General features: G+C 54.4%; 21 protein-coding genes and 4 pseudogenes. 10 read left to right on the top strand and 15 right to left on the bottom strand.

Annotated elements, in window-relative coordinates; translation table 11 throughout:
* Positions 1 to 103 precede the first annotated feature (103 nt).
* The 5 genes and pseudogenes from J7396_RS03780 to J7396_RS03760 form a co-directional block, all read left to right on the top strand.
* Positions 104 to 1,045, top strand: coding sequence for a phospholipase D family protein (locus J7396_RS03780; RefSeq protein WP_209260985.1), 942 nt, complete (start codon positions 104 to 106; stop codon positions 1,043 to 1,045).
* Positions 1,046 to 1,057: 12 nt separating this feature from the next.
* Positions 1,058 to 1,834: an NYN domain-containing protein gene (locus tag J7396_RS03775; RefSeq protein ID WP_244669491.1), complete on the top strand. Its 777-nt coding sequence runs from the start codon at positions 1,058 to 1,060 to the stop codon at positions 1,832 to 1,834.
* Positions 1,835 to 1,931: 97 nt separating this feature from the next.
* Positions 1,932 to 2,180: pseudogene (locus J7396_RS03770) on the top strand (integrase); the annotation flags it as partial.
* A gap of 37 nt (positions 2,181 to 2,217) precedes the next feature.
* Positions 2,218 to 2,418: a hypothetical protein gene (locus J7396_RS03765; RefSeq protein ID WP_209260983.1), complete on the top strand. Its 201-nt coding sequence runs from the start codon at positions 2,218 to 2,220 to the stop codon at positions 2,416 to 2,418.
* A 207-nt stretch (positions 2,419 to 2,625) separates the two neighbouring features.
* Positions 2,626 to 3,024 (top strand): annotated as a pseudogene (locus J7396_RS03760) (tyrosine-type recombinase/integrase); the annotation flags it as partial.
* Between the two features lie 465 nt (positions 3,025 to 3,489).
* On the opposite strand, the gene J7396_RS03755 reads toward J7396_RS03760, so the two are convergent.
* A complete protein-coding gene (locus tag J7396_RS03755; protein ID WP_209260982.1) occupies positions 3,490 to 5,385 on the bottom strand; it encodes a DUF262 domain-containing protein in 1,896 nt (631 codons plus the stop codon).
* Positions 5,386 to 5,566: 181 nt separating this feature from the next.
* Positions 5,567 to 5,668: pseudogene (locus tag J7396_RS03750) on the bottom strand (transposase); the annotation flags it as partial.
* Positions 5,669 to 5,729: 61 nt separating this feature from the next.
* Between J7396_RS03750 and J7396_RS03745 the strand changes: the two are divergent.
* Positions 5,730 to 6,071, top strand: coding sequence for a DUF4113 domain-containing protein (locus J7396_RS03745; protein ID WP_209260981.1), 342 nt, complete (start codon positions 5,730 to 5,732; stop codon positions 6,069 to 6,071).
* Here J7396_RS03745 and J7396_RS03740 read toward each other — a convergent pair.
* The 6 genes from J7396_RS03740 to J7396_RS03715 all read right to left on the bottom strand — a co-directional run bounded on the left by J7396_RS03740 (position 5,960) and on the right by J7396_RS03715 (position 14,866).
* Positions 5,960 to 6,754 (bottom strand): hypothetical protein, encoded by a 795-nt coding sequence (locus J7396_RS03740; protein WP_209260980.1) that lies wholly within the window; start codon positions 6,752 to 6,754, stop codon positions 5,960 to 5,962. The genes J7396_RS03745 and J7396_RS03740 overlap by 112 nt on opposite strands.
* Before the next feature lie 227 nt (positions 6,755 to 6,981).
* Positions 6,982 to 8,163 (bottom strand): GIY-YIG nuclease family protein, encoded by a 1,182-nt coding sequence (locus tag J7396_RS03735; protein WP_209260979.1) that lies wholly within the window; start codon positions 8,161 to 8,163, stop codon positions 6,982 to 6,984.
* Positions 8,156 to 10,261 (bottom strand): pseudomurein-binding repeat-containing protein, encoded by a 2,106-nt coding sequence (locus J7396_RS03730; RefSeq protein ID WP_209260978.1) that lies wholly within the window; start codon positions 10,259 to 10,261, stop codon positions 8,156 to 8,158. The genes J7396_RS03735 and J7396_RS03730 overlap by 8 nt, the downstream gene beginning before the upstream one ends.
* On the bottom strand, positions 10,258 to 13,032 hold the full coding sequence (locus J7396_RS03725; RefSeq protein ID WP_209260977.1) for a DNA methyltransferase: 2,775 nt from the start codon (positions 13,030 to 13,032) through the stop codon (positions 10,258 to 10,260). The genes J7396_RS03730 and J7396_RS03725 overlap by 4 nt, the downstream gene beginning before the upstream one ends.
* Before the next feature lie 24 nt (positions 13,033 to 13,056).
* Positions 13,057 to 14,226, bottom strand: a complete 1,170-nt coding sequence (locus J7396_RS03720) for an XRE family transcriptional regulator (RefSeq protein WP_209260976.1) — start codon at positions 14,224 to 14,226, stop codon at positions 13,057 to 13,059.
* A 10-nt stretch (positions 14,227 to 14,236) separates the two neighbouring features.
* Positions 14,237 to 14,866: a hypothetical protein gene (locus tag J7396_RS03715; protein ID WP_209260975.1), complete on the bottom strand. Its 630-nt coding sequence runs from the start codon at positions 14,864 to 14,866 to the stop codon at positions 14,237 to 14,239.
* A gap of 347 nt (positions 14,867 to 15,213) precedes the next feature.
* On the opposite strand from J7396_RS03715, the pseudogene J7396_RS22500 reads away from it, so the two are divergent.
* The 3 genes and pseudogenes from J7396_RS22500 to J7396_RS03705 form a co-directional block, all read left to right on the top strand.
* Positions 15,214 to 15,325 (top strand): annotated as a pseudogene (locus J7396_RS22500) (IS1595 family transposase); the annotation flags it as partial.
* 292 nt (positions 15,326 to 15,617) lie between these two features.
* On the top strand, positions 15,618 to 16,565 hold the full coding sequence (locus J7396_RS03710) for a hypothetical protein (protein ID WP_209260974.1): 948 nt from the start codon (positions 15,618 to 15,620) through the stop codon (positions 16,563 to 16,565).
* Between the two features lie 380 nt (positions 16,566 to 16,945).
* Positions 16,946 to 17,677, top strand: a complete 732-nt coding sequence (locus tag J7396_RS03705; protein ID WP_209260973.1) for a hypothetical protein — start codon at positions 16,946 to 16,948, stop codon at positions 17,675 to 17,677.
* Positions 17,678 to 17,731: 54 nt separating this feature from the next.
* On the opposite strand, the gene J7396_RS03700 is transcribed toward J7396_RS03705, so the two are convergent.
* The 7 genes from J7396_RS03700 to J7396_RS03670 form a co-directional block, all read right to left on the bottom strand.
* Positions 17,732 to 18,799: an ankyrin repeat domain-containing protein gene (locus J7396_RS03700; RefSeq protein ID WP_209260972.1), complete on the bottom strand. Its 1,068-nt coding sequence runs from the start codon at positions 18,797 to 18,799 to the stop codon at positions 17,732 to 17,734.
* 92 nt (positions 18,800 to 18,891) lie between these two features.
* Positions 18,892 to 19,125 (bottom strand): hypothetical protein, encoded by a 234-nt coding sequence (locus J7396_RS03695; RefSeq protein ID WP_209260971.1) that lies wholly within the window; start codon positions 19,123 to 19,125, stop codon positions 18,892 to 18,894.
* A 171-nt stretch (positions 19,126 to 19,296) separates the two neighbouring features.
* Positions 19,297 to 19,947: a hypothetical protein gene (locus J7396_RS03690; RefSeq protein WP_184442082.1), complete on the bottom strand. Its 651-nt coding sequence runs from the start codon at positions 19,945 to 19,947 to the stop codon at positions 19,297 to 19,299.
* A 100-nt stretch (positions 19,948 to 20,047) separates the two neighbouring features.
* Entirely contained in the window at positions 20,048 to 20,683 is a 636-nt protein-coding gene (locus J7396_RS03685) for a hypothetical protein (RefSeq protein WP_209260970.1), read from the bottom strand.
* 146 nt (positions 20,684 to 20,829) lie between these two features.
* Positions 20,830 to 22,020, bottom strand: coding sequence for a phospholipase D family protein (locus J7396_RS03680; protein WP_184442078.1), 1,191 nt, complete (start codon positions 22,018 to 22,020; stop codon positions 20,830 to 20,832).
* 104 nt (positions 22,021 to 22,124) lie between these two features.
* Positions 22,125 to 22,604: a DNA repair protein RadC gene (radC, locus tag J7396_RS03675; RefSeq protein ID WP_184442076.1), complete on the bottom strand. Its 480-nt coding sequence runs from the start codon at positions 22,602 to 22,604 to the stop codon at positions 22,125 to 22,127.
* Positions 22,605 to 22,869: 265 nt separating this feature from the next.
* The gene (locus J7396_RS03670) at positions 22,870 to 23,097 is read right to left on the bottom strand and encodes a hypothetical protein (RefSeq protein ID WP_184442074.1); all 228 of its coding nucleotides are present in this window, start codon (positions 23,095 to 23,097) and stop codon (positions 22,870 to 22,872) included.
* Between the two features lie 323 nt (positions 23,098 to 23,420).
* Between J7396_RS03670 and J7396_RS03665 the strand changes: the two genes are divergently transcribed.
* Entirely contained in the window at positions 23,421 to 24,158 is a 738-nt protein-coding gene (locus J7396_RS03665) for a DNA/RNA non-specific endonuclease (protein ID WP_184442072.1), read from the top strand.
* Positions 24,159 to 24,180 lie beyond the last annotated feature (22 nt).

Raw genomic sequence — 24,180 nt, 5'->3', positions numbered from 1 at the left:
GAAAGCGGTTAGGCAAGCGAGCTATGCATTCCCAGTTTACACAACTGACTGAACTTGGATAGTCCGCACCAAGTGGCCTACACAGAAATGGAGGATTTGCAACATGGCAGTTCTCATCAAAGATCAGAAAGATCTGGTCGATTGGGTCAAAGGGCAGGATACTGACCTTGATCTTGCAGTAGCGTTCTGGGGAACTAACGCTTCAACGATTTTGCAACTAAGCAAGCCTAGTCGAAGCGTTCGTGTCATCTTGGAGCTAAGCCAGGGAGCAACGAACATCACAGAGGTCAGGACCCTGATGACGCTCAAAGGCGTCCAGGTCAAGACACTGGATCGCCTCCACGCCAAGGCTTACATCGCCGCAGATGAGATGGTGATCGGGAGTGCGAATGCATCATCTGGTGGACTTGGTGTCGCTGGATTTGAACACCTCCACTGGAAAGAGCTTGGCTTCCGCACCAGTGATCAAGTGTCATTGGCTGAGGCAAAGGCCTGGTTCGAAGTGTTATGGACCGAAGCCAGAATGATTGAACCGAGCGAACTTGATCGTCTAGAAAAGCTCCAAGAGATTAGAAAGACGCAAGCCGTTCCGATGGTCTCCAATGGGTCGACGTTCGATGCTTTGAAAAATCATCCTGAGTTGTTCGCTGACCAGGAAATCTGGATCACTGTTGTGACCAGCAAGCTTAGTGAGGCACAAGAGGCGAAGCGCAAGAAACAGCAGGATGAAAGTCCCGGCATTGAAATCTATGCCTACGCGCGATGGCCGAAGATGCCTCAAAACGCAACCATCATCAGTTTTACTTGGTATCGAGGACATAAATTCAAAGCCGATAAACCACTCATCTATCAAACTCCCGATGGGCGCCAGCCTGGTGAGATGCAATACATCCAGCCAGGAAATCTTCCTTGGTTCGAACTTGGCAACCTCAAAGAATGGGAAAACGCGGTGATCAATTTCCGTGATGGCAATTTGGCCAAGTGGCAGCGGGATCATGGCCTCTATATGCGGCTCCGTGATTTCAAAGAATATATTGATAATTAGATAAGGAAGATCATGGCACACCAACAGGATGCAACAGTCGCGGTTATGATCGACTGCGACAATGTAGCACCAGCGATCATCGATTTCGCGCTCCTTATGGCAGCGCAAGCAGGTCGTGTGATTCTTCGGCGGGGTTATGGAAACAAAGCAACACTCAGCAACTCTTGGGAACAAGCACTGGTCCGGCAGGCGTTCACCCCATGCCTCCAATACCAATACGCCTCTAAGAAGAATACTGCTGACATCGCTCTGGCTCTTGATGCTCAAGAAGCGCTGTTCGACAAGCGTGCAGAGGTCTTTTGCCTCGTCACCAGTGATTCGGATTTTGCATACCTTAGTCGCAGACTGAGAGAGCGAGGAGCAACGGTTTTCATAGTGGGCGAGGCAAAAACGCCTGATGCCCTGCGTAATGCTTGTGATCGATTCTTTGAATGGAGTCCGGAGCAGGCAGCTGCGGAAGCGCCTGATGCGGAGACACCAGAAGCAAAACCTGCAGCTCCTACTCAACTCAAGTCTGTCGCTGTGTCGACTCAATCGGCAAAGATCAAACGTCGGCCGCGATTTGTCGTGGAAGCTGTCTCTCTGCTTGCAGCGGGAACACCGGATGGCAGGGTCAGCGTGAGCGCGCTGAGTCAGTATTTGAAACGTGCAGACTCAGCCTTCTCTCCAAGTGCCTACGGGCACTCTGGACTCGTCGACATGTTAAAGACCTATGACCTACTCAAACCCCATCGAGAGGAAGGTGGCCATTGGACTGTGAGTCTGGCGACTGCGCCTGATGTCGAATAGATAGAGCAAAGCCGAGGGCCGGCTTTCAGCTCCAAGCCGCCTTTTTGAGCCAAATGTGGCAGCAATAGGTTGGGCTCACAGAAGCCTCAGTTGCGAGCGCCACATCCTTGCCACAGAGCTCGACGCCAAGAGCGTGCGGGTTGAGCACATTGCCTTGATCACGGGCCATGCCCTCAACAAGAAGGCGCCAGTGCTGCAGGACAACTATGTCCACAAGTCGGCCGGGAACAGCCGGAAGATCCAAGCCGAAGTGCTCGACCACTATCAGCCGGCTGTGACGCTGCCGAGCTATGTGCGTGGACAGTTCAGGGAGCGGCTGAGGAAAAGAGCGAAGATGTATCCGTGATCAGCTACACTGGCACCTCACAACCAAGGAGTGGGCCATGAACAGTTTTCAGCAAGATCAAGCCGCGCGTATTGCAGAAGCAATTTACGCTCAGATCGTAGGAACAGCCCTTTCTTCACCCGGATTGGTGGTTGACTTCCATGCCGCCGATCAGGCCGCACGAGCAGCAGGGAAAGCGTACGCTACGACTAGTAGCGGGAGCGCGAAATCTCCTGTCACAAAGCCACTCAATATCTAATTGCCCAAAAGGAGGGAGCAGGCTTTTGCCTCGCTCCTTCCCTTGCAAATTCTAAACTATTCAAAAGTCCGCTACTTGAGCGCGATCGCTATGCGTGGCTGATTCGTGGCTACGTGCTCAGCTAGGTCATACGTGGCTCTGTAAAAATCAATACCTATTGAGCTCATAAGTATTTCTCACGGGCGGAGAGAGCGATGCGAATCGCATGCCGCTTAGCATTTGTTCCCGCACTTGTCTGCTGGCAAGAAGAAGAAAAGCGGCGCGAGCAACTGCCGGTATAGCCAAGGGCTTTTGAACCAATTCAGCGACTACCTCAAAGATCTTGGCTTCGCCAAAGGCATCGGCTTCCATGGCTTCCGCCACACCCTGGCCACGGCGCTTCATGCGGCGGGCATCACGCCTCAGGACATTGCTTTACTCTCGGGACATTCGCTGGTTAAGAGCGTGCCAGTGCCGCAAGACCACTACATTCATAAATCCTCTGGCAATGTCATGCAAAGACAGCTCGCGGCACTCTCGCTCTACCGGCCCAGCGTCCAATTGCCCAGGTATCAACGAGGCCAGTTCAAAGAGACGCTTCGTAAGGGCGCGAAGATGTATCCCTAGTTCGGCGGATAATCCTGGTTGCTTTGGCATATAGCGCAGTATCTAGCGAAGCTGTGCAGCTGGAAGGCCGCAAATTAACCGACCAGGCGGCGGGCGCCAGGTCTATTAAAGCGTCGGCGATCGACGCTGATGGATCTTGCCGAGCAGCCACGTCGAGGTCAAAGGTAAGACCGGATCGCTGCGTGTCAGTTTCGAGCGTTACGTGTTCATGGAAGACTAGAACGTCGCTACCTGTGTTGCGAACAAAGCGGACCAAAGATCTTGTTACTCGCCTTCTGCGATGGGCGGCAACGCCCGCCTTCCAACTACACGCCATCGATCCCACAACGACGAGGATCGAGACCGCGACTTAGTATGACGAATACTCGCTTGCCTGCGCAAAGCAATCCTTGAGCATCAGATTGCCCAAGGATTGCGTGATGGAACATTCTTTCGCGTTGACCAATAAATACGATTCAGAGAGACCTAGCTGTTCGCCGTCTTGCCTGCAGCTGGCCAGATACGAAGCAACTGCGCAAAGAGGTGCTCAGTGCGAGTCCGGATTGCCGCCTCGTGCCAGTCGTCGGCTTCCTTCCCATGAAAGTAGCGGGTCAAATTCATCTTGGAATACTTCAAGAGCTCCGGGCGCTTGTTCGCCCAAGCAGCATTCTGCAAAGACGAATTGAATTTTCCGGTGATCAGGGTCAAGTTACCTAAGGTGTTGAGCATGACGCTTCTACGAACCATGGCCTTCTGCTTGGTCAGCTCATCCACCTGGTCTTGTTCCGGCAGTGGCCAGTGGGTAAGCCAGGCTTGCGGCATCACATGTTCGATGGTGAGCTTCGATGGCATCGCGATCGCTTCGCTCTTGCTAGACATGGAGAATGCATCCAAGGCTTCAAGCACGGCACGTACCTTCTTCTGTGCCAACCTGCCATAAAGCTCCTGCTCGAAGATCGCCACGAGTAATTCATCATCCGTTGGGAACTTGGTGCTCTCGCCAGTGCCCTTGCCCAGTTGCTCAGCGACGGTGGCTGCGGACACTCCGCCCGCCTTCTCAACGGCCTTGATCAAGTCCACAAACAGCCGGTTGTAGTTCTTCGTCGTGTAATTGGTGATCAGGCGGCGCATCAGGAAGCTTTCGAGCACGCCTAAGATCTTGTCGAACTCGTCCCTGTTGTCGGGCATCAAGCTCGCGTAGGCATACAGGAGAAACGGATAGACCGTAGCAGTGTCTACCGCTTCCAAACGGCGTAGGAACAGTGCCAAAGCGTCATGGTCTTTGGGCTCATAGAACGCCTGGAAGATATCCCCGAATTGAGCGAGTTGCTGGATATGGGCCGCAGGTGTCGTGGGAGCCGGAATGCTTGCTTCTGGATCCGCCTCTGCATGATCTACAAAGTTCTTGTATGCATTGAACAGATGAGTGGACTTCACCTCATCCCGAGTCATCATGGACAGGTAGTGGTTGATGAAAAGGTCAATGCGGGGGCGGTAGATGCGACCCTGCTGGACGGGCTCTCGCCAGAACTTGCTGTCAAAGCGCTCCCAATGCTTGGCGTAGAGCTTTTCTACATACTTCTCCGTCGCACCCTCCACCCTCGCAGCTTTGCGGAACAGATAGTTCTTGATCAGATCAGCAGGTAGGAGCTCGGTGCCGCGAGCATTGAGCGTTTCGAAGATGACTTGCGTTTCATCTCCCGCAGTCAAGTTGATCACCACCAGCTGTAAGCCATCCTGCACGGCCAACCAGATGCACTCCAGGCGGTCCCCAACCGTCTTGCCAGATAGCGCTTCGGCATCGGCCTCGTCATCAAGCTTGCCCGCAACCCAGTCGACCAGGTGCTTGCTGAAATAGCGATAGGCGCCAATAATCTGGCTACCATGAAGCTCTGGCTTCCCTTTGGCCCCCTGCTCTACCTCGGCGTCGGAAGTGGACTCACACACCAGCCGGAATGCAGGCCGGTCGGAGTTAGTGGGAAGAAGCTTGAACTTTTCCTCTTCGGTCTCTGCCCGGTTGGCTGCGTTCTCGATCAAGCCAGTGAAGCGACCAGCGAACTTCTCCGCCCCTTTGGCAGTACATAGGTTACGCGCTGCCATCAAGAAGACTTGCAAGGTTGTGAAGCGCTGCTGGCCGTCGATGACCAGGCGTGTCTCGATGGAACCTGCGGGGTTGGGCACCTGTTCGAGCACGATGGCGCCCATGAAGTGCGGGTGCGCTTTGCCTGTGCGAAGCCGCTTGTCCAACAGTGCTTGGATATCTTCCCAAAGCGGCTCCCAGTTCTCTTTCTCATCCCAGACATAGGGCCTTTGAAACAGCGGCACCTGGTAAAACTTGTTTCCGTCGAACAAAGCGTCGAGCTGATTGGTTTTTGCGTCCATCGATCCCCAAGATCCTTTGTTACTGCGCCTTTCAGCGGTTTAGAGAGTGCGCGGCCCTACCGACCTCCCCCGCCCTGAGTAGTGGTCGGGTTTGGAGTCCTGGGCTGATGATATCGGTGTTTGCCAGATGTTGGGCATAAGCAGCCGGGGTCATGCCGCCGATTGCTTTTTTGGGTCGATCCTCGCTGAAGCCATGCCGCCGGCATGGGTCCCTGATCGCCACGCCCGCGTCGGCTTCGCGCAGCAAGCCAATGATCTGTTCCTCGGTAAAGCGCTTCTTCACGTCCAATCTCCTCGGAGTAGGGAATTGGACTCTAAACTGAGGCGCTACTCAAATTTGGGGCATGTCGCTGGATCTCACGGCAGGACCGGCGGCCCAAGGCGACTTGTTCGCGGGTGTGGATCCTCGTTCCAAGGGCCTCATGGACATGTTGGACAAGGACACCAAGAAATTCGGCTGCGGAACGGCAGGGTTCGCCTCGTCAGTCTTGAAAACAAAGCCGGTGTGGGCAATGAACCAGAAAAGCCTGTCGCCAGCCTCTACATCAGGGTCGGATCAGCTACTTAGGGTGACTCAGTTAGAAAACCGCTCAGCGTGCTCCGGAAAAATATCGATCATGAAGAAGGTCTGCCGAAAACGCTCGAAGATGGCCGGATCACGGATCTTTGCTTCAACCTGCGCCTGAGACCAGATGGCTCCTTGCTGCGCAGCCATGGCGCGAAGACGAGCCGCCTGCTGTTGAACGGCGCCATCCGTTAGATGATTCTCTTCGTACTCCTTCACAATCATCTGGAAAATCGTGTGTGCGCTTATTTGCCAGAACTCCTTTCCCGCCTCAGTGGCGCGCAACGCAGCCATGGCCTGCTCGGAAGTTCTTGTCCTAAGCAGAGTTTGGTAGAACACGGATAAACCATCTTCGAGGATGCCAGCGCCGATCTCGCGTTTCGGGGCAAGAAATGCCCAGAATGGTGCTCGCTCCTCAACACGAGCGGAACCGCCTATTGATCCCCCAAAGCAAGCCGCGACAATAACAATCAGATTGAGCCTGGTTGCCGTGTTAAGCGCAACGAACGCAGGCTTCATGTCGGCCCACGTAAGTTGCGAACCATCGGCAAACGCCAAGCCCTCCTCCCTTCCGTGGCACTCAATGTGTAGAAGCGGAACATAGGGTTGTTGCGCTGCTAGCTCCGCACACTCGCGAAGAAGGTCAATGAACGCCTGGGCAGACGGCACACGTCTGAATACGATGGCTGGGGTTTGCTCCATCACATAAGCCCAGTCGGAGACGTCGGCGTAAAGACGGGCAGCGGTGTTCTCACCCTCTGGGAGCGAATCAAGGAACAGAATTTGATTGAATTTGGCGCTCATTGTCTGTTGTCAGGCCACGTTGACCAAAGCGGCTGCATTAAAGGCGGCGTCTTCCGGATGATCCGGCCTACCGCAGCTATCGCACACTCCGACTGGGCGTTCTGACTTCGACCCCCGAGATGGAAGTCGTCGCCTCAGCTTTCAACTGCCTCGATAAGCTTCTCATTAGTTCGCTCCTGTTGTGTTTTAGCCCTGGTGGCAAACTTCAAGCAGGCAAACGAATCCGATCATTGCAGGACCAACGCAGCCTGAGTCGGGTCATAGATGTAACCGGTAATCGATCCATCCTGGATGCGTCTCACCGCTTCATCGATCACATGGAGGGGAACAAGGAACCACTCTCGCGGGCGAACCGGATTACCAAATCGATCTTCCAATTTTAGATCCAACCTAGCTGACTGGAAGATGCGATGGAAGAGGTTTTCCAAGCGGACCCGGTTTAGGTTGGAGAGCTTGTAGGTCGCCACCACCTCTACCTTAGCCAGCATGTAGGTGGGATCCTTGTCAGCGTTGGCGATGCGCGCCTCGACGCTCCCGCCTGTGATCCCGATCTTGTGGATCAGCTCGCGATGCTCAACCACGAAGGAATTGTTGGACAGGCTACGCAGCACATAGATGGCGCCGTTGACGATATCGTTTGGCTCCAATGTGTCGCCAAAGAGAGGGCCAGCATCGTCATCGGTGATGCGCCTGCCGGTATCGTCCTTGTAAAGGGCTCGTTGCAATGAGCGTTGCAGCAGGTTGCTTTCGGTGCCGTTTGAGTAGATGACGCGCAGCCTGGCATCAGCTTCGCCATTGGGCGCGCGGATGGTCTCCCCTACCTCGGCGACATAGGCCATCTGGCCGCCAAGAATAAAGAAATTGCCCTCGGCTACACTCGCGTCCCGACCAAAGCGCAGGGTCTTGCGCAGGCCCGTCTTGATATCGCCTTCCACTCGCTCAAACAACGGCTCGAAGCGATCAAAATCGGTGCATGGCGTCCGGTTGGCTATGTCATCAGCCGATTTGCGCTCTTCGAAGGAGCGCACATGCCGCAATTGAGTGATGTCGTTTTCGTCCCCTCCAAGACCAAGTTCGGCCAAGAGTGCCGCATCATCCAAGTCATCGGCAGCATCAGGCGCGGCGAGGCTGGGTGGCGCCGATAGCAGGCCTTGGGAATCTAGTGGCATAAGCAACGCGTGGGCGCTGGTCAGAGCCCTCAATCGATCCAGACGAACGGCGTAAAGGCGTTCGAAAATGTCGCGGTCTTCACCGTGCTGGGGAGCTCGCCCATGTTCTTGGACGAACCGGAGAATGTCTTCAAACCCTGCCAGGAGGCGTTCCTCCTGTGGGGTGTGGCTACTAGCCTTGATCGGTGTCGCTTCAAGGCCCAGTTCTTCCAGCAGGTCCTCGCCTTCCCGGTCAGCCATTGCCGCCTCCCTGGGCTGCTGCTGCCTTTTGCTGGGCGATGTGGCGTTGCAACGAGGCCACGCCTTCGGCCATGCGACGCTCCCAAGGATCTGCCGAGCCGATCTCAGGCAAGCGCCCCCGCTCGTTCTTGAAGGCTACGGCGCGCTTGGCTAAGTCCTTAGCTTCTTCGTAGGAGATAGCCAGGCGCTTTGCTGCAATAGCGGATTGAACTTGACGAAGCACACGTTCGTCCATGGCCTTGGCCAAGACGGCGTAGGCGGCGTCGAACGGATTGATCCGATCAATCAGGTCGATATCAAGGTCTTTAACATTGACAAATTTACGGACACCCTCGATCAAGGACATGTTTGGCGACTCTCCCTTCGCGTCACCTTGGGCGATCACCTGCTTGGCTTGCTGGGTAATGTTCAGAACCGCAATGGCGTGCTGGCGCACAGCCTCATGATCGTCCTCACTCAAATCCGGGTAGCGATCTCGAACGATCTTCGCCATCTGGACTTGGGTGATTTCTTCAGGCAGCGTATTTTCCTTGTCGAACAGCCCTCGTTCCAAGGTTGGCTTGTCCTGGATGAAGCCAGTGATGACTTCGTTGATATCCTCTTTGCAGATACGCGCTGCCTCAGGAGACTTGGGTTGCGCGAGGCCGTTGATTTCAACATGAACTTCGCCAGTGGCGGCATTGACGCCTACATTGGCTTTGCCGTCCTGGTAGCCCTCATCACCGTAGTCAAAGCCCTCTTTCTCGCCTGCATTCTTGGGCGTGAACTCAAAGCGAGGCGCCAGCACTTGCTCCATCAGCAGACTAGCCGCTATGGCTTTGAGTGTGTCATTCACGGCATCGATCACGATTTCCGAGTCTGCGGCCGGCTCGGCAATGAGATTAGTGAAACGCGAGCGCGGCTTACCTGGTGCATCGCGAGTGGCTCGACCAATGATCTGGACGATCTCAGTCAGGCTGCTGCGGTAGCCAATGGTCAGAGCGTGCTCACACCAAATCCAATCGAACCCTTCCTTGGCCATTCCAAGGGCAATGATGATGTCGACGTTGTCGCGGTTGTCCTTCTGAGCCGGATCCTTCAAGGCCGTAAGGATCTTGGAGCGACGGGCCGCGTCGCTGTCGTCCACCAAGTCAGCCACCTTGATGATCCGCCCATCCTCAACTTCAATCAGGTGAAAGCCCGTTGCTTCATCGCGTCCCTTCCAATCGCCCAGGGAGGCGAGGATCTCATCAACCTCTTTGTGCTTGTCCTTCAAAGATTCGCGGGCATTGACATTGGGGATATGGATGATCGTCTTCAAAGACGGGTCCAGAACCTTCATGATCGCGTCCAGGTAGCGACCGGTATAGAAAAAATACCCGATGTCCAAGCTTTTGAGGTAGGTATAGCCGTTTAGCTGCTCGTAGTAAGTATAGGAGACCGACTCAAACTTGCCCTCATCTTCCGGCGAAAGAACCGCGACCGCATCCCCACGGAAATACGAACCCGTCATCGCAACCACATGGACCTGATCACGGCCAATGAGTTGCCCGAGCTGCGTGCCTAGCTTGTTGTCAGGGTTGCTGCTGACATGGTGGAATTCATCAATGGCGATAAGGCGTCCGTCAAAGGCTTCGATACCGAACTCATCCACGGCAAAACGGAAGGTGGCATGCGTGCACACCAGAACCGGATCTTCGCTGGCCAGGAAAGCACCTACGGCCTTCACTTTGGACGGGGCTACCTTTCCGTTGTCCTCACCTGGCGCATTGCAAAGGTTCCACTGAGGCCTAACGACCCAGTCAGCCCAAAAGCCCTGCTCGGATAATTTCTCATCGGCAAAACTGCCACCGATGGAACGTTCGGGCACTACAATGATGGCCTGTTTTAAGCCCTGGTTATTGATCTTGTCCAAGGCAATGAACATTAGAGCTCGGGACTTACCGGAGGCCGGGGGCGACTTGATAAGCAGGTGTTGCTCGCCTCGCTTGGCATAGGCCTTTTCCTGCATTGGACGCATGCCCAGAGCATTGATCTTGCTGGAAACACCCGTTTGTGCCGTCGCGATGGAGACGGAGGGAACGGTATATTTGTTGGTCGGATTGCCTTCCATGCTCATTTCTTAGCCTTCTTCTTTGGCTTGCCTTGGCCCGCCGTCATCTTGGTGTATAGGTCGAACAGCTTTTCCAAGCGTTCGGTGTCGTTGCGGAAGCGCCGACCGATGTAGATCCGTTCCAAGACTTCGTCATTGCGCTCGTGGGCACGGCGAAGGTCATCCGGCATCTTCTCGGGATCGTAAAGATCCGCAATCGTGGCCGGATAGTGTGACTCTCGTGCAAGCAGAATATCTTCCGCGCATCGAGTTAGATCCGTTTTGTTTTGTTCGGTGAGAGACGGCAGTGGAAAAGTGTTCCAACCCAAAGTATTTGAGTAGGAATAACGCATCTCTAAGCGCACACAGACAGCCGCGACCCAGACAAGATGCATCTTTGACGCAATCAGCGCAAAGTTCCAAAGAGGCGTATCATACAGCGCAAATGCCTTATTATGGACTACTGCCTCTTTCGACAGCAGAACAACTGGCAAATACGGCCGATTCTCGGAGCTCACAATAGGAACGACCAGCAGACTGCTTTCCGCTTCATATTGATCCCGGAAGCGCCACGGCGTCTCAACTAACTTTTTTGCCTGAACATCCTTTGTCTTGGTTTTACGATCCTTGCGGACTTTTTCAACACGAGCCCATAAAGCAGGGATTTCTTGCGCTAGCGCAAGGTTTTCGTCTGTAATCCACAAACACGCGCGAGGCGTGCCACTGATGCACTCACGTGAGCCATACAAGGGCCGTATAAATTCGGCCACGCGCGCATCTTCTCCTACCATCTCAGACGCTTCATCCTGCGAAAGCATTAGCTCATTCGCGTAGTAAGGATGATTGCCAAATTGCATAGGTGCACGCTCGTCTGGAACTTTGGATCTAGGTGAAACCAGTATATTGTCCCCCGGAACAAGATAAGGGCTAACATTAGATACCGTGCGAACGGTAACTGGCCCTTCCTCATTGGCGATAAAAATCTGCTTAGTGCCGCCACTCCTGCGTGTTAAACCAATAATGGCAACCGACACTCCTGCATTCTTTGCTGCAAGATTCGCCCACTTAAAGGATTGATAAGCAAATCTAATTTCCGCACCCTCACCAAACAACGTGGGCCAAAGAGCTGAGACTTGGATACCTTGGCAGATGGAATTTGTCGAGACAAAAGCAACGTCTGCTAGCGTTTCCGCCATGTAATCGGCGGCCTTCATGAACCAGCCAGACACATAGTCTAATGACAATGTATCGTTGGATCGACCACGAAAAACGGCTTTTAATTCCGCCTTTTGTGCATCTGTCTGATATTTGCGCCCTACATATGGTGGATTTCCACAAATATACGTTTCACCACCTTCGTTCTCAAAATCGATCTCTGCCTGGTCAATTGAAGTGTCAAAAAGATCGTCCCCGATCAGCTTTACCGTTGTGCCAGTGGGCGGACAGATCGCCAACCAATCCAGACGCAGCGCGTTGTCACATGTAATCCAGTTCTGGGAATCCAAAGGCAACACATCTGCCAACGCTTCCTTTTGGCCGCGATAGAGTTGATCGCACTGAAACTCAGCGATAATGAGAGCGAGACGGGCAATCTCAGCGGGAAATTCACGAAGCTCAATGCCACGAAAATTGGTCAGAGGAATCTCTGTGCGCAACTCGGCTTCGCCGCGCCGCCTGTTGATCTCAGCCTCAATCTCCCGCATCTGCTTGTAGGCGATAACCAGAAAGTTTCCTGAGCCGCAGGCTGGATCGAACACACGAATGCGCGCCATGCGCTTTCGTAGGTTCAGCAGCTTCACCTTGTTCTCGCCGGCAGCTTCCAACTGTGCGCGCAGGTCGTCCAGAAAAAGTGGGTTCAGCACTTTGAGGATGTTTGGCACACTGGTGTAGTGCATGCCCAGTGAGCCGCGCTCTTCCTCATCGGCCACTGCCTGGATCATCGACCCGAAGATGTCGGGATTAATTTCCTGCCATTTCAGCTCTCCAGTGCGGATCAAGTAGGAGCGCGCCGTGCGAGTGAACACCGGCACATCGGTGCTACCAGAGAACAGACCGCCGTTGACATAAGGAAAACGCTCAGCCCAACCCGGCAGCTTGGCCGTCGCTCGCTCTTCGGTAGCGAGATTCATGGCTCGGAAGATGGTTTCCAACACTTGGTGGGTGTTGGAGCCATCAGGCTCGCTCATCGTTTGCAGAGTATTGGTAAACAGACTTGTGCCGTGGAAGATGTCTGTGTCTTCCGCGAAGAAGCAGAACACCAAGCGCGCCATGAAGTGGTTCATGTCCGCTCGGCGCTCGTCCGACGCCCAGGTCTTGTTGTTCTGCAAAAGCTCGATGTAAAGTTTGGTCAGTCTTCCAGTCGCCCGAACATCGAACGGGTTCTCCTTGATCTCCTTGATTGTGGATATGCCTGCCAAGGGAAGGAAGAAGCCGAAGTGGTCAGCAAAGTTTGCGAATTCGCAAGCTAGCACTTCTCCACTGATTAGATCCTCGGCTTCCAGGGTTTGGCCATCGGTCGCCAGGATGAACTTGGCTTTGGCTGGCAGAGTTCGCGGACTGTCGCGCAACGCCTGCAAAGTCTCGTGGACCTTTCCCGGGGCACAGGTGGCCAGATGGATGTTGCTTCGTTGCAGGACGGCGCCCGGAACGTCGGACGCGTTGCTATCGCCCTTCCGCAGGCGCTTGATGGTGGTGTCTTTGTTCCCAAACGCTGTCAGGAACTGATACGGAAATTCTGCCGGCTCAAACGGGGCTTCAGCCAGAGCTGATAGTGCCTCTTCAATCTCAACTGCGTTCATGCGCTCGCTGTTCTCTTAGTCATATCAGCCCTTTACAAGGCGTAGGTCTGCCCGGCTGGCCTTTGGAACAGCATCAGCGCTGCGACCACCTTTAAGTGCATTGAGCATCAGCCCGAAGGTCAGTTCGTTGATTTCTTCTGGCGGGATGGCTAGCTGCCTTGCTACGTCTGCCTTCCCTAGACCTTCATCACGAAGTGCTGTAAACACCTTTTCCAGGACGAGGGACTTCTCATGATTAATGCTCTCAGGCTCCTTCCCTCGATAACCAGCTTGTGCGATCTGGATACAAAGCGTTCGATACGTCCAGTCGCTCGTAAGGTCTAGCGCATGCAACCGATAGTTCAATGCAGCGACCGACACCAGCCAGTGTTTTTTGTGCCGAATAAGATTTGGCACAGTGGCTGACCTTGGAGCAAGAGCCAGCACGCTCGCCTTGGGCATCAGGAACGCAGAGGCGAAAGCATTGGCCTCTCTTTCAAGATCAGGGCCTTGCGGCTGCGCATGCTGGTGCATCACCAGATGGCCCAATTCATGGGCCGCATCAAAGCGACAGTGTTCGGCGGATTTGAAGGTGTTCAGAAATACAAACGGACGACCACCCTTCCACATCGAAAAAGCGTCTACTTCCTTGGCGTCGATGGCCAGAGAGTAAACACGCACCCCCTTGGATTCAAGCAAGGCGATCATGTTCTTGACGGGCTGCTCACCCATGCCCCAGTGCGCACGCAGCATTGCGGCTGCGGCCTCAGGATCCTGAGCGGAAGCGCGCGTTGGATACGGTTCGGCTTCCTTCGACGAGTGATCACCCCGCGCACCACGGGAGGATCCCCCTTCCCTACCCAGATCTGGAACATCTGGATCAGGCAGCTGGAAGCGAGACTCGATCCAGTCGTTTAGCAGGAGGGCAACAGCGCCCGCCCCCAACGCGGAGTCACGCTGAGAAGCTGACATTTTTGAGAGGGAACGGAAGCTCGCGACGTCAGGAGTTGGAACTTCTGGGTCATCGCCAAAGAAGAACGCTTCGGGGAACCGAAGCGCTTCTGATAGCTTGCTCAGAGTCGTGCTCTCTGGTTCTTGGGATCCGGCTTCGTAATTTGAAACCGACTTCTCCGTTAAACCAATCTTTTCAGCTAGCTCACGTTTCTTCATTCCCCGGCGTTTTCTCGCAAGGGTCAATCGCAACGGGTTGAACATAACAACCCCGCTACGCTTTTCGCTGGATGTCGAAGTCGATGTCCGGTCCGCTAGGCGGATAGATTTCAACCAGCTGATCGTCAAACGGAATGCCAGCCAAAATGATGCGCTCGGCCCACTGGTTAATCTTGCCGTCGCTACCGATACTCAATGGACGGGACAACTCCACACGAATTTCGCCACGGGCAATGTCGGTGTGATGCATCAGCACCCATGTCTGCTTGCCCTCATCTTCATCAGTCCTCGCGGGCGGCATCTGTTCGAATAGTTCGAATTGACGATTAGCCTCGATCGCGTCCACGGTGTTGCGCCCCTTGCGGGAGCGATTAGTGGGATGTGCATCCGGATTGCCAGTGGCTTCATCACCTGATGCCACGGTGATCGCCAGTTTGAGGTCTTCATTGACGGTCAGAGCATAGCTGCCGATATCTTCACGAACCCAATCCAGCGGCCGGAGCTGATCGCGCAACGCCGCGACAATTTCGCCCCACATGTTCAAGCCGTGGTAGATGATGGGGTGGTTGGCGGTCAGGCGCGTCCGCTGCAAATGACCCTGATTGACGGCCTCACGGAGGGCAGCCTCATTCAGGCCCATCGCCTCCAAACGGTTGGCAACGTCGACGGGGTTGGGGGCAGGCATTGGAACTCCAAGGCAGGATCGGCTTCCGGTAATCCTCCCTCATCTGAGGACGGAAAACAAGAAGTCAGGGGGGGGGTGGGGCTGCGCTGCGGCTCCACCAAGGAACATAAGGCAGAACACCGATCTCAAAGACTTGAGAGACGCGGCCGCGCAATTCAGCTGACCAATCCTGCTGTGCCGAAGGCCAACGCCCCCCTACTCGTCCGTTGGAAACGATCCGGCTATCCCCTTGGCCTCAGTCAAAGAGCGCGTGGCCAAGGCGGGCAACCCAATGTCCATCTAACCAATCTCCTGATTAGCCCTATCGCTCAGCTGGTCTTTGCAGGCGTTGCGGCTATGTGATGCACCAACCTAAGTGTGCCCGACGCTACTTGGCTGACGCGGCCTATCGACTCGACGGCCGATCAAGCTTGGAACAGAGAAGGCAACGAGTGGCGACTAGCGCTGATGCGTAGTTAGCCTTGCCGAGAGCGAATTTTGCGCATGGCATGCAACTTTTATGGATGAGGGATGAGACTAATCAGAACCAATCTTGAGTGGCGCCAAAGTTGGAAGTCCAATCCCTACCAATCAGGAAAATGGCCATGAGGAAGCGCTTTGGCGAAGATAGACCATCGGCTTCCTGTGAGAAGTCGAGGCCGGCAGAGCGGTCGAACGAAAGTTCGTCGGCAGCGCCTGGACGGAATCTGCTACTTTCTAAGAGCGTGTGCAAAACCAGTCTAAGGACCAAGGCGCCAACAGGAGAAGGGCTATGGCAGATAAGAAGAAGGCAAGACTTTGGGAAGAATCGGTGGTGATTGGGCTTCGCGATATGCAGTGGCGCTTGCAGCTTCGAAACCTACTCTCCCGGGAAGATCTGCTCAAGTCAACTCGGGCTCGCTTCCAAAAGCAGGGCAACGTTACTGACGACGTAGCGCTTCGCGGAGTGATCCCACCAGGCTTCGTCACACTAGATGGCAACGCGGAGTCCTCGACTGCTGATGTAGCCCTCAGCTCAACGAAGGGCTTCTGTTTTTTAGTAGAGGTCAAACCCTCAAAAGAAAGAATTAGAGACGAGTGGAAATTGGGGGGGAAGAAAAAGCGCAAACGCAAAGCTAGTGTTCATTCGAAGGCAGCATTTCGCACTTTGAAAGGCCTGGTAGAGGCATTTGAGAGCGATCCGGCTGACAAAAAAAAATCCAGATTGCTGCGCCTTTCGCTACGAATTCACCAAGTTGCATATTGGGAGGGCCAACCCCGAGGTAAGCGACGCAAGGGAATGATCAAAGTCGAGCCCTATATCAACGCCTGCATCCGGATGCGCCGGATTGATGAGCTTACTAGCGATCGATGCATCCCAACGTTAGAACATCTCCACTATCAGTTCGTTGTTGATGACACACGGGATAACCAGCGTCTATCGGCCAGTGAAATGCTAGACACATCAAAAATCATTCAATTTGACATCACCCATGAAAAAACGATCAAATCATACGAATCTGCATATGGTGCAGAATACAAGGAATTCCAGGAATATGTGAATTGGCTTTGCGAAAGTTGCAGCGAAAATGGCGATATCGATCAACCGATTAACTGCATTGTGATGACCAGCGATGGATTTCTACAAGCCATATCAAGCCTGAGAGAGTTAGCTGATTTGCTAAAAATAGACTTTTCCCAAAAGCCAGAACTAAAAAATTCAGAACCAACTCATCGTTAATCCCACTCACCTGTCCCAACAGGACAATCACTGAGGTGCGTCCAGATCTGAACTTTTTTCGATATCCGCATCCATCTGATATTGCATGCCTCTAGAGCCCTATCCGCCTCGACCAAAGCCAATTCGTGATCTAGGCGGTGAAGCGCCGCGATGTAAGCTTGAAGCCAGAAATCTTTTTGACTCATCGGTTGGTTTTTTGTTTTACTTTGCATTGCCACTCTTGAAAATTGACTGGCATCGACAGTAAGGCCTTTCGGTCGTTCGTCAAGTTATCTTTTCCATTTTGCCCGGGACCACTGCATGATGAACCAGTCCGAAGCACGGGCGTCCAAGGAACCTTTGGGCGTATCATGCCTAGCAATTGATTGACCACGAGAACTATGCGCCATACCGAAATTTTCCGATCGAAGCGTTCCACCCCGTCACCAGAAGACGCGAACAGTGCATCTTCCAAGAGGTCGTGGTCCATCACCCGCTTCGTCGGTAGTCTGGCTGCCGTGACAACACTAGCTGGAATCGTTCTTCACGGCTGCGGGCATGTCGCCTACACAAGCTATCTCAAAGCCTGGGGCGTTCAAGCCGACCTATTTCCCCAATCGGCCGACTGGAAGGTTGTTCGCGGTTACTATGCCATCGTGCTGCAAGGGCTTGGAATGTTTCGCTCGTTCCCCTGGTTTTCCGTAGCAACAGCCTTTGTTTTTGTGTGGATCGCAGTTTTGATCTACCGGTTGCCCACTCGACCAGTTGGCGAAGGTCGAATTAAAGAGTTTTTCCTGCGACATCCATGGATCAAGCTTATTTCCTCGTCGGCCGGTATTGCTGCCTCGGGGGTTTATCTCGCACTGACACTATTTCTCGTCGGCCTGTTGGTGGCGACCCTGCCGGGTTTGCTTGGCGAGCATGCTGGTAAAGATGACGCAAACACAGAAAAGGGTCGCCTCCTTGGTCCGGTATCGCGAGGCGATTCAGAACTCTGGGAAAAGGGTGAGCGAAAGATCCGAGGCCACATCATTGCCAGCAGTTCTGACCTGATCGCCATCTACGACACCGACCTCCATCAAGTCCGAACACTCTCGCGTGGCGATTGGGAAATACGAAGAGTAAGTCCTTAGAAGCAAAGGTGTGAGGATGCTGGCGACATCTGGTCTTATTTCGGCAACATCTGCTTACAAGCGCACGCCACGAGATGAATTCATTGTTGCCGGCCCTGCCGTATCGCTCTGCGCCATCCTTTTGCGCTCGTTGGATTGAAGCTCTCTGCGCTGCTTGGCCGTATCAACTCTGGCAATCGCCTCATCAAGCTTCGCCTCAATCGCTTCGTCTGTGATCAGGTCCCGCACATCATCTAAGTTCGCTCGGCGAACCAGAATATCCACCACTTCATCATGGCCATTTCGAAGTGCCGTATGTAGGCCCAACTCGGGATAGGCGGTCTTGTGCGCGAACTCTAAGATGGACTTGACGATACCTACATGCCCGGTTCGTGCTGCAGATTGCAGCGCCTCTTCGCCAAAGTCACGAGGCGCACGATGGGTTGTCACGATCGCTCCGAGCAAGGTGCGCACCAGTTGTTCATGGCCTTTCGCAGCAGCGACGTTAAGCCCTAACGCGTAGGTATCTTCCGGATCTGGAAGACCGGCTTCGATCAAGAACTCAACGACCTCGACATGATTGTTCTCGGCTGCCGCTGCAAAGCCGTGCTGCGCACATTGGATCTTGGATGAATAAGGCAAAAGATGCTTGACCACCTCCACATGTCCTTCTTTGCAGGCGGCAATCAATGCTCGACTGTCCTGTGCCTTGGCATCTGAGAACAGGACCAATTGAAAGACGACATCTACATGACCACGGCGCGCGGCCTCATACAACGCAAGTGAGTCATGTTGCAGAGGGCTACACTCTTTGAGCAGGCGTTTGACGCACTCCGTGTGCCCGTGCCTGGCAGCAAGCACCAATGCCTCGTTATCCTCTGTGTCGCAAAATGCCATGAGCTGCTCGACTGTCCGCACAGAGCCCACCTTGGCAGCCACATCAAGCGGATAGACCTCAAATGACTCTGACAGCAGTGGCGCCAGTTGATCAACCAAGCTTTCTTTGCCGCTCGTGATTGCCACCTCAATGGCGTAGCGTGCTGCAGCATCGGGATCGCCCTGTTCCTGACAAAGCGACACCACATACGTCTCACTCCCCTGCTTCACTGCCTGTCGAATCTTTCTTTTAAGTGCCTGATCCATTTTCTCTCCTCCCCTTCAACTTAACGCCATCACGTCTTTCGTCAAGATCACAGCGTGATGGCGTCAGTCGATTGGACAGGCCAAAACGGGGCTTACAGATCATCGATGTCAGGAACATCGGTCTCGTAGTCGCACGCGATGAGCGTTCCGGCGTCGTCTTCAATGCGTTCGATCGTGAGTTCACTGACCCATTGTTCGAACTCGAAGTCACTCTCGGCCAGTGCATCGATATCGCACTTGGAAAGTGCTTCTGCCGGCGAGTTCGCCTCAATTGTCGCCCAGTGGACGACTTGGACGGTGCCGTTGATCTCAATGATGTATTTCATGCTGCTCTCCGTGCTTGGCGACTTGCCAAGCTTCGGAACGCAATCTATGCATCAGGCCCGGATAGCTAAAGGACGAGGTCGTCCCGGATCGCTGAACAACCGTTCATCCGTTGCCTACAATCCTGACGATTAGGTGCGCCAGGCAGCCATTACGTAGGGCGGGCGGCCGCGCTACACGGGCTTCGTGTCCTCTTCCAGCTCCTGGCGATCCAACAAGGCCATCTGGGCTGCATGAACCGCCATCAGGTGGGTTCTGTAAGCTTTCCGCCAAAGTTGCTTCTCGCCATTTGACTGCCAAGGTAGCGCTAAGGCTTGATCAATGGTCAGAGCCACCACCGTTGCCCCATCGCGGAAGGCTTCTTCAATCGCACTCATATCGAGCGCAGTGATCCCCGCGTGCGAGATCACGCTCTTGATCTTTTCTGAGGACTCGCGGATCACAATGAAGGGAATGCCCTTCCCTGTTCTGCCAAACTTGCCCGAGATAGGCTCTTGGATCTTTTCGCGCGCTTTGGTGACTTGGGCATACCACGTCAAAAGCTCCACTTTGGTGATGGATCTTGGCGAGCTTTTGCTCCCTGCAAAGGGATTGCCGTGCTCTCGTTTGAGCTTGTCGAAGTGTCGTCTCGGGATGCCGAGGTAGAACTCGGCCATCGGCTGCGTAAAGCGCGTCGTGCTTGGTGAGCGATCAAGTCGCTGCTTCAGGCCATCGAAGTCCTGGCTGTCGATTATGGCATCGCGCTCATCACGCTTCGCGATGACTTCAAGTGCTGCACGGAGAAATCCGTCGTAGAAGCTTTCCGCCTTCCCGATGTTCGTCATCCGACCCTCTCACTTGTTCAGGCCTTACTGCGAGAACCTTGCATCGCAAGCTTGCCACTCATCAGCCTTAAAGTCCGCGACCGATGCTATCGAGCATAGCCTAACGTGTTCGCAGAGGAAGCACATCAGAAAAACCATCCGCCGTTGTAGTGACCCAGCGCACCGCCTCCTGGCTACCGGTTGTGATCGCGAGTTGCATGTGAGCCATCACTACGAGCGCGTTACTTTGTTTGACGACCAGTTCCACGAGTTCAAGCGGGAAGCCCGTTCGCAACCGATGAAGTGCATGTGCGCCCGCGTGGACAAACGAGTTGAGTGCCGCCCAAGAGTATTTCTTGAACTCCAAAAACGCCCGCAATGGCTCAGCCGCCTGCGTCACCGCCTCAAGAGCGATCAGCATCTTGTGTAGCATGGGCAAGCGAGCAGCTAATGATTCACTCGTCGGCGTCAATTCGTCTTGCAAGCAGGCCACCTCATCATCGCTTGCACAGTAAAGGACCCAGACGGCTCTCACCAGCGCTTCGAACTGCGCACGGTGGATGATGACCGTCGATGGTTCCGCACCAACCGCAAGAAGACAGCGACTCGCAACGGCATGCTCAATCGAAAGCAGGCAAAGGGCGCGACAGACTTGCAGTCGATCACTTTGATCGAAGCTCGGAAGCTCGGTGATTGGTGTCAACGCCTGCAACAGTGCGTCAGACCCTTCAAAGATTTGCGCAACTCCGTCAGACATCGTGCTCCCCCCAGGCGTGTAGCACTCCCTACTTCTCTCCAACAGCATTCGAATTGTCACAGCATGGATCGGCGGAATCCGATCATCGCAACATCAAATCACGCAAAGCACATAACGTAAAATTGCTTGGGCGACCATTAAAAATCCTAAGACCCGTAGTGAATGGCGTCGAGCATTGCTGCCCTACCCATCCAGATCTCTCTCTCCAACTCGTCCTCAGGAATTTCGCTCTGCCACCAGGGCGAAAGCATTAAGGGCGCAATCACACGATCCCAATAATTGTCTAAATTAGTCGTCGTCGGCGCGCATCCAAAGTAGCCACATACACCTGCGCGGTTAGCACTATCGATGCATATGAACTGATCTGGACGCTTCATTGCAAGCAGTCGCGTCCCCATTCCAATCCAATTTTTCGATGCTTCTGGAATTCTGTAAAACGCTTGGCGATACGCGTCATAATGACGACGAAGGACTGGACCTTGAAGTGGAATTTGACCTAACGCCCTTGAGAAGAGCTTTACTCGTGCTCTTAGGATCGGAGAGAAGCGACCATACGCCGTCATGTTGCCGAAGAAACCCCAATCTGTATCACCCCAATCAGCCTTTGGAATTACACCAGCGACCCGCTTCCGATCATCCTCATCAAGATCGCTAAAATTTACCTCCTTCGCAAAAATCTGCCGTGCCTGGGATAGCACACGCAGACGGCCGACATAACCGTTTATTACATCTTCTTTCACCTTCGCAACGAACTCTGCCCACTCCATATGCTGAGGCGCGCTGGAGCCTACAGAACTGCCAGATGTTACGCTCACCTCAACAAATTCATACAAACCCCGCTTGGAATCCTCCACTTGGCGATAGTTAAGTCGGTATGCGCTCGCGAAATCCGAATCAAGAACTTCTGCACCTTCCCAAAGTTTAACGACATGATCTCTAAGCAATTTTAAGGAGGGCTCTTCAGCCGACCCCGTCAGAAAAACTCCACATTCGATATTTCCTTTTAGTCCACCCATCGTCAAGTTCGCGCTCCCAACAAAGACTTCTATTTGGCCAGAAATCTCGAATACATAAAGCTTGGGATGAAAGAGCGGACCTGTGGGACGCATCACGCGCACGGTTTTCATCCCCACACATGAATCCAATACCTGAGGCGAAGTGAAATAGTGATGCGTCCCGATGACAAAGAATGCCATCTTCTTGGAAGCTATCGCTAGATCTAGTAATTTTGATGGCGCCGCCCATGCGGTAGCCCAATAGAAGCGATCACACTTTTCAGCCAGGGTGGTAAGGCGCTGCTGAATGTCTTTGGCGCTGGTTACGGCTCTAACCTTCATGTTGGTGGTCCTTGCTTGTTGATTGCATCTTACGTAAATGAATTGAACAAGCCATAGGCAAAATCAGATCCAGCTTAGACATTGCCAAGTTACAGAATGTAAGGCTATACCCCCCCTCTTGCTGCAAGGCTGGTGTGCTGGCGCCCACCGATGACCAAATGGTCGAGGATCCGGATGTCGAGAAGGCCCAGAGCCTGCTGCAGGCGCTCGGTGACCTTGCGGTCAGCTTCGCTGGGCTCGGGGTTTCCGCTTGGGTGATTGTGGAAAAGGATGACGGCAGCAGCGTTCAAATCCAGGGCGCGCTTGGCGACCACCCGAGGGTGCACCTCGCAGCCGTCGATGGTGCCGAAGAAGAGATGTTCGGTTGCCAAGATCTGGTGCTTGATGTCCAGGAAGACGACCCCAAAGACTTCGTGCGGCAGGTGAGCACAGCGGGCAATCAGGTAATCGCCAGCTTGGTCGGGGCTGTGGATGCGGCCTTGGCGTTGAAGGCGTTGTTCCAGGATGGTGGCCGCTGCGAGCAAGATGCCCTCTTCGTCCATCTGGAGTTGGTATTGAGCCTTCAGGTCTTGGGTGCGCTTCATCGGTTCTTCTCCACCAGCGCGTTGTGCGCCTCGTGGGAGCCGACAGGCGAAGCGTCCGGCCCTACCGCACCCGAGAGTGAGCACCGTTAGGCGCGCAGCGAAGGGCCGCAACAGAGCGTCAGCGTCGAGAAGGAGGCCTGTCCTTGCGGTCGGGACAGCGAAGCTAAGGTCCCTTTCAGAGGCCCAGCGCTGGTGGACAGCACCATGCATGCCCAACAAGGCTTGCGGGTCAAAGGGATGGCAGATGGATGGGCAGCGATTGATGTCAGCAAGCGCTTTCGTCGCTGCTCTCGAGCCCGTGCCACGACAAGATTTCCTCGGCTCGACGGCCGACGAACTGCGCGTCCTCGCTCGTTAACGCCTTGCTCTCGATGGCAGAAGCCATGCTGGCAAAAGCTTGCCAAAAGTGGCGCCGGTCAGGACTGGAGGCCCGCAAAGCGGGCACGGCCTCATCTAGGCGTTCGAGGTGAAAGCGCAGCTCGGCTCTATCCATGGGCTTAAGTATCGGCAGCACTGTCGCACCCTCTGAGATCGCACCGCCTGTGCCACGCCATAGGTGCACTCCCTTGCCGGCTCGGGCGTTGGAGCGGGGTCACAACTTCAAGAATTAGGATTGACGCTAGAGCTCGTTTGTTAGATACAAGTGACGACCGCGTGCCACATCGTGGCAACAGGGGCGCGGCGCAACCCCGCGACTCGCCCAGTTGGGCTGCCTGCTTCAACTCCGTCAACTCATGCGTTCCTCAACTGGCAACGGCCTTGTTCCGTGCTTGCTGAGCTTGTGCGACCCCAGAAAACACAAGGAGATGTGCTGTTATGCGATTCCGAATCTTCCTCGCCGTGTCGTTGATCACCACGTTCAGTGCTGCGGCCCATGCCCAGGTGGTCACGCTCAACAAGGGTGGCTACACGTTGAGCTATGACTGCACCAACCGCACCGCGCTGCGCTACGAGTATGTCTTGCAAGCCGACACCGGCTCGGCAGCGCGCCCTTCAAGCTTCAACTTGGATACCGAATTACCCAGTGGCTGCGCAGGCCAAACGTCGAGTGCTTCCTATGCCAGTGTGCGTTCGGGCTATGACCGGGGGCACTTGGTGACCTCCAACCACATGGACTACAACACAACCTACATCCGCCGCGCGAACTTGATGTCTAACATCGTTCCGCAGGTGGCTAGCTTCAATCAAGACATCTGGGTCCGTGCCGAAGAAGTGGCTGAGTGTTATCGCGATATCGCAAGCGTCCAAGTCTATGGGGGCGTCATTTACAGCGACACGACCAACGATTACTTTCTCACCAGTCATGGCATCCGCACGCCGGATTTTTTCTGGAAGACCATCATCACGGCCAATCCAAGTTGCGGCTCGCGGGCCATCAGTTGGCTCATTCCGAACAGCGCAACGCTCGGCTCGCTGGACAGCTACATCGTCAGTATCAATGAGCTGGAAGACACCTTTGGCGCCAGCACGATTGGCATCACGGCGCCAGCCGATGTCAAAGCGATGCTGCCGGCAACCACCTGGCCGCAGCCGAGTGGTTGTGATCTGAGCTAATAGAAGGCAATCCGCAGACTTA

Source organism: Xanthomonas sp. A1809 (genome assembly GCF_017746015.1).
In the GTDB taxonomy this organism is placed as follows: Bacteria; Pseudomonadota; Gammaproteobacteria; order Xanthomonadales; family Xanthomonadaceae; genus Xanthomonas; species Xanthomonas euvesicatoria.
This window is presented reverse-complemented; position numbering and strand designations above follow the sequence as displayed.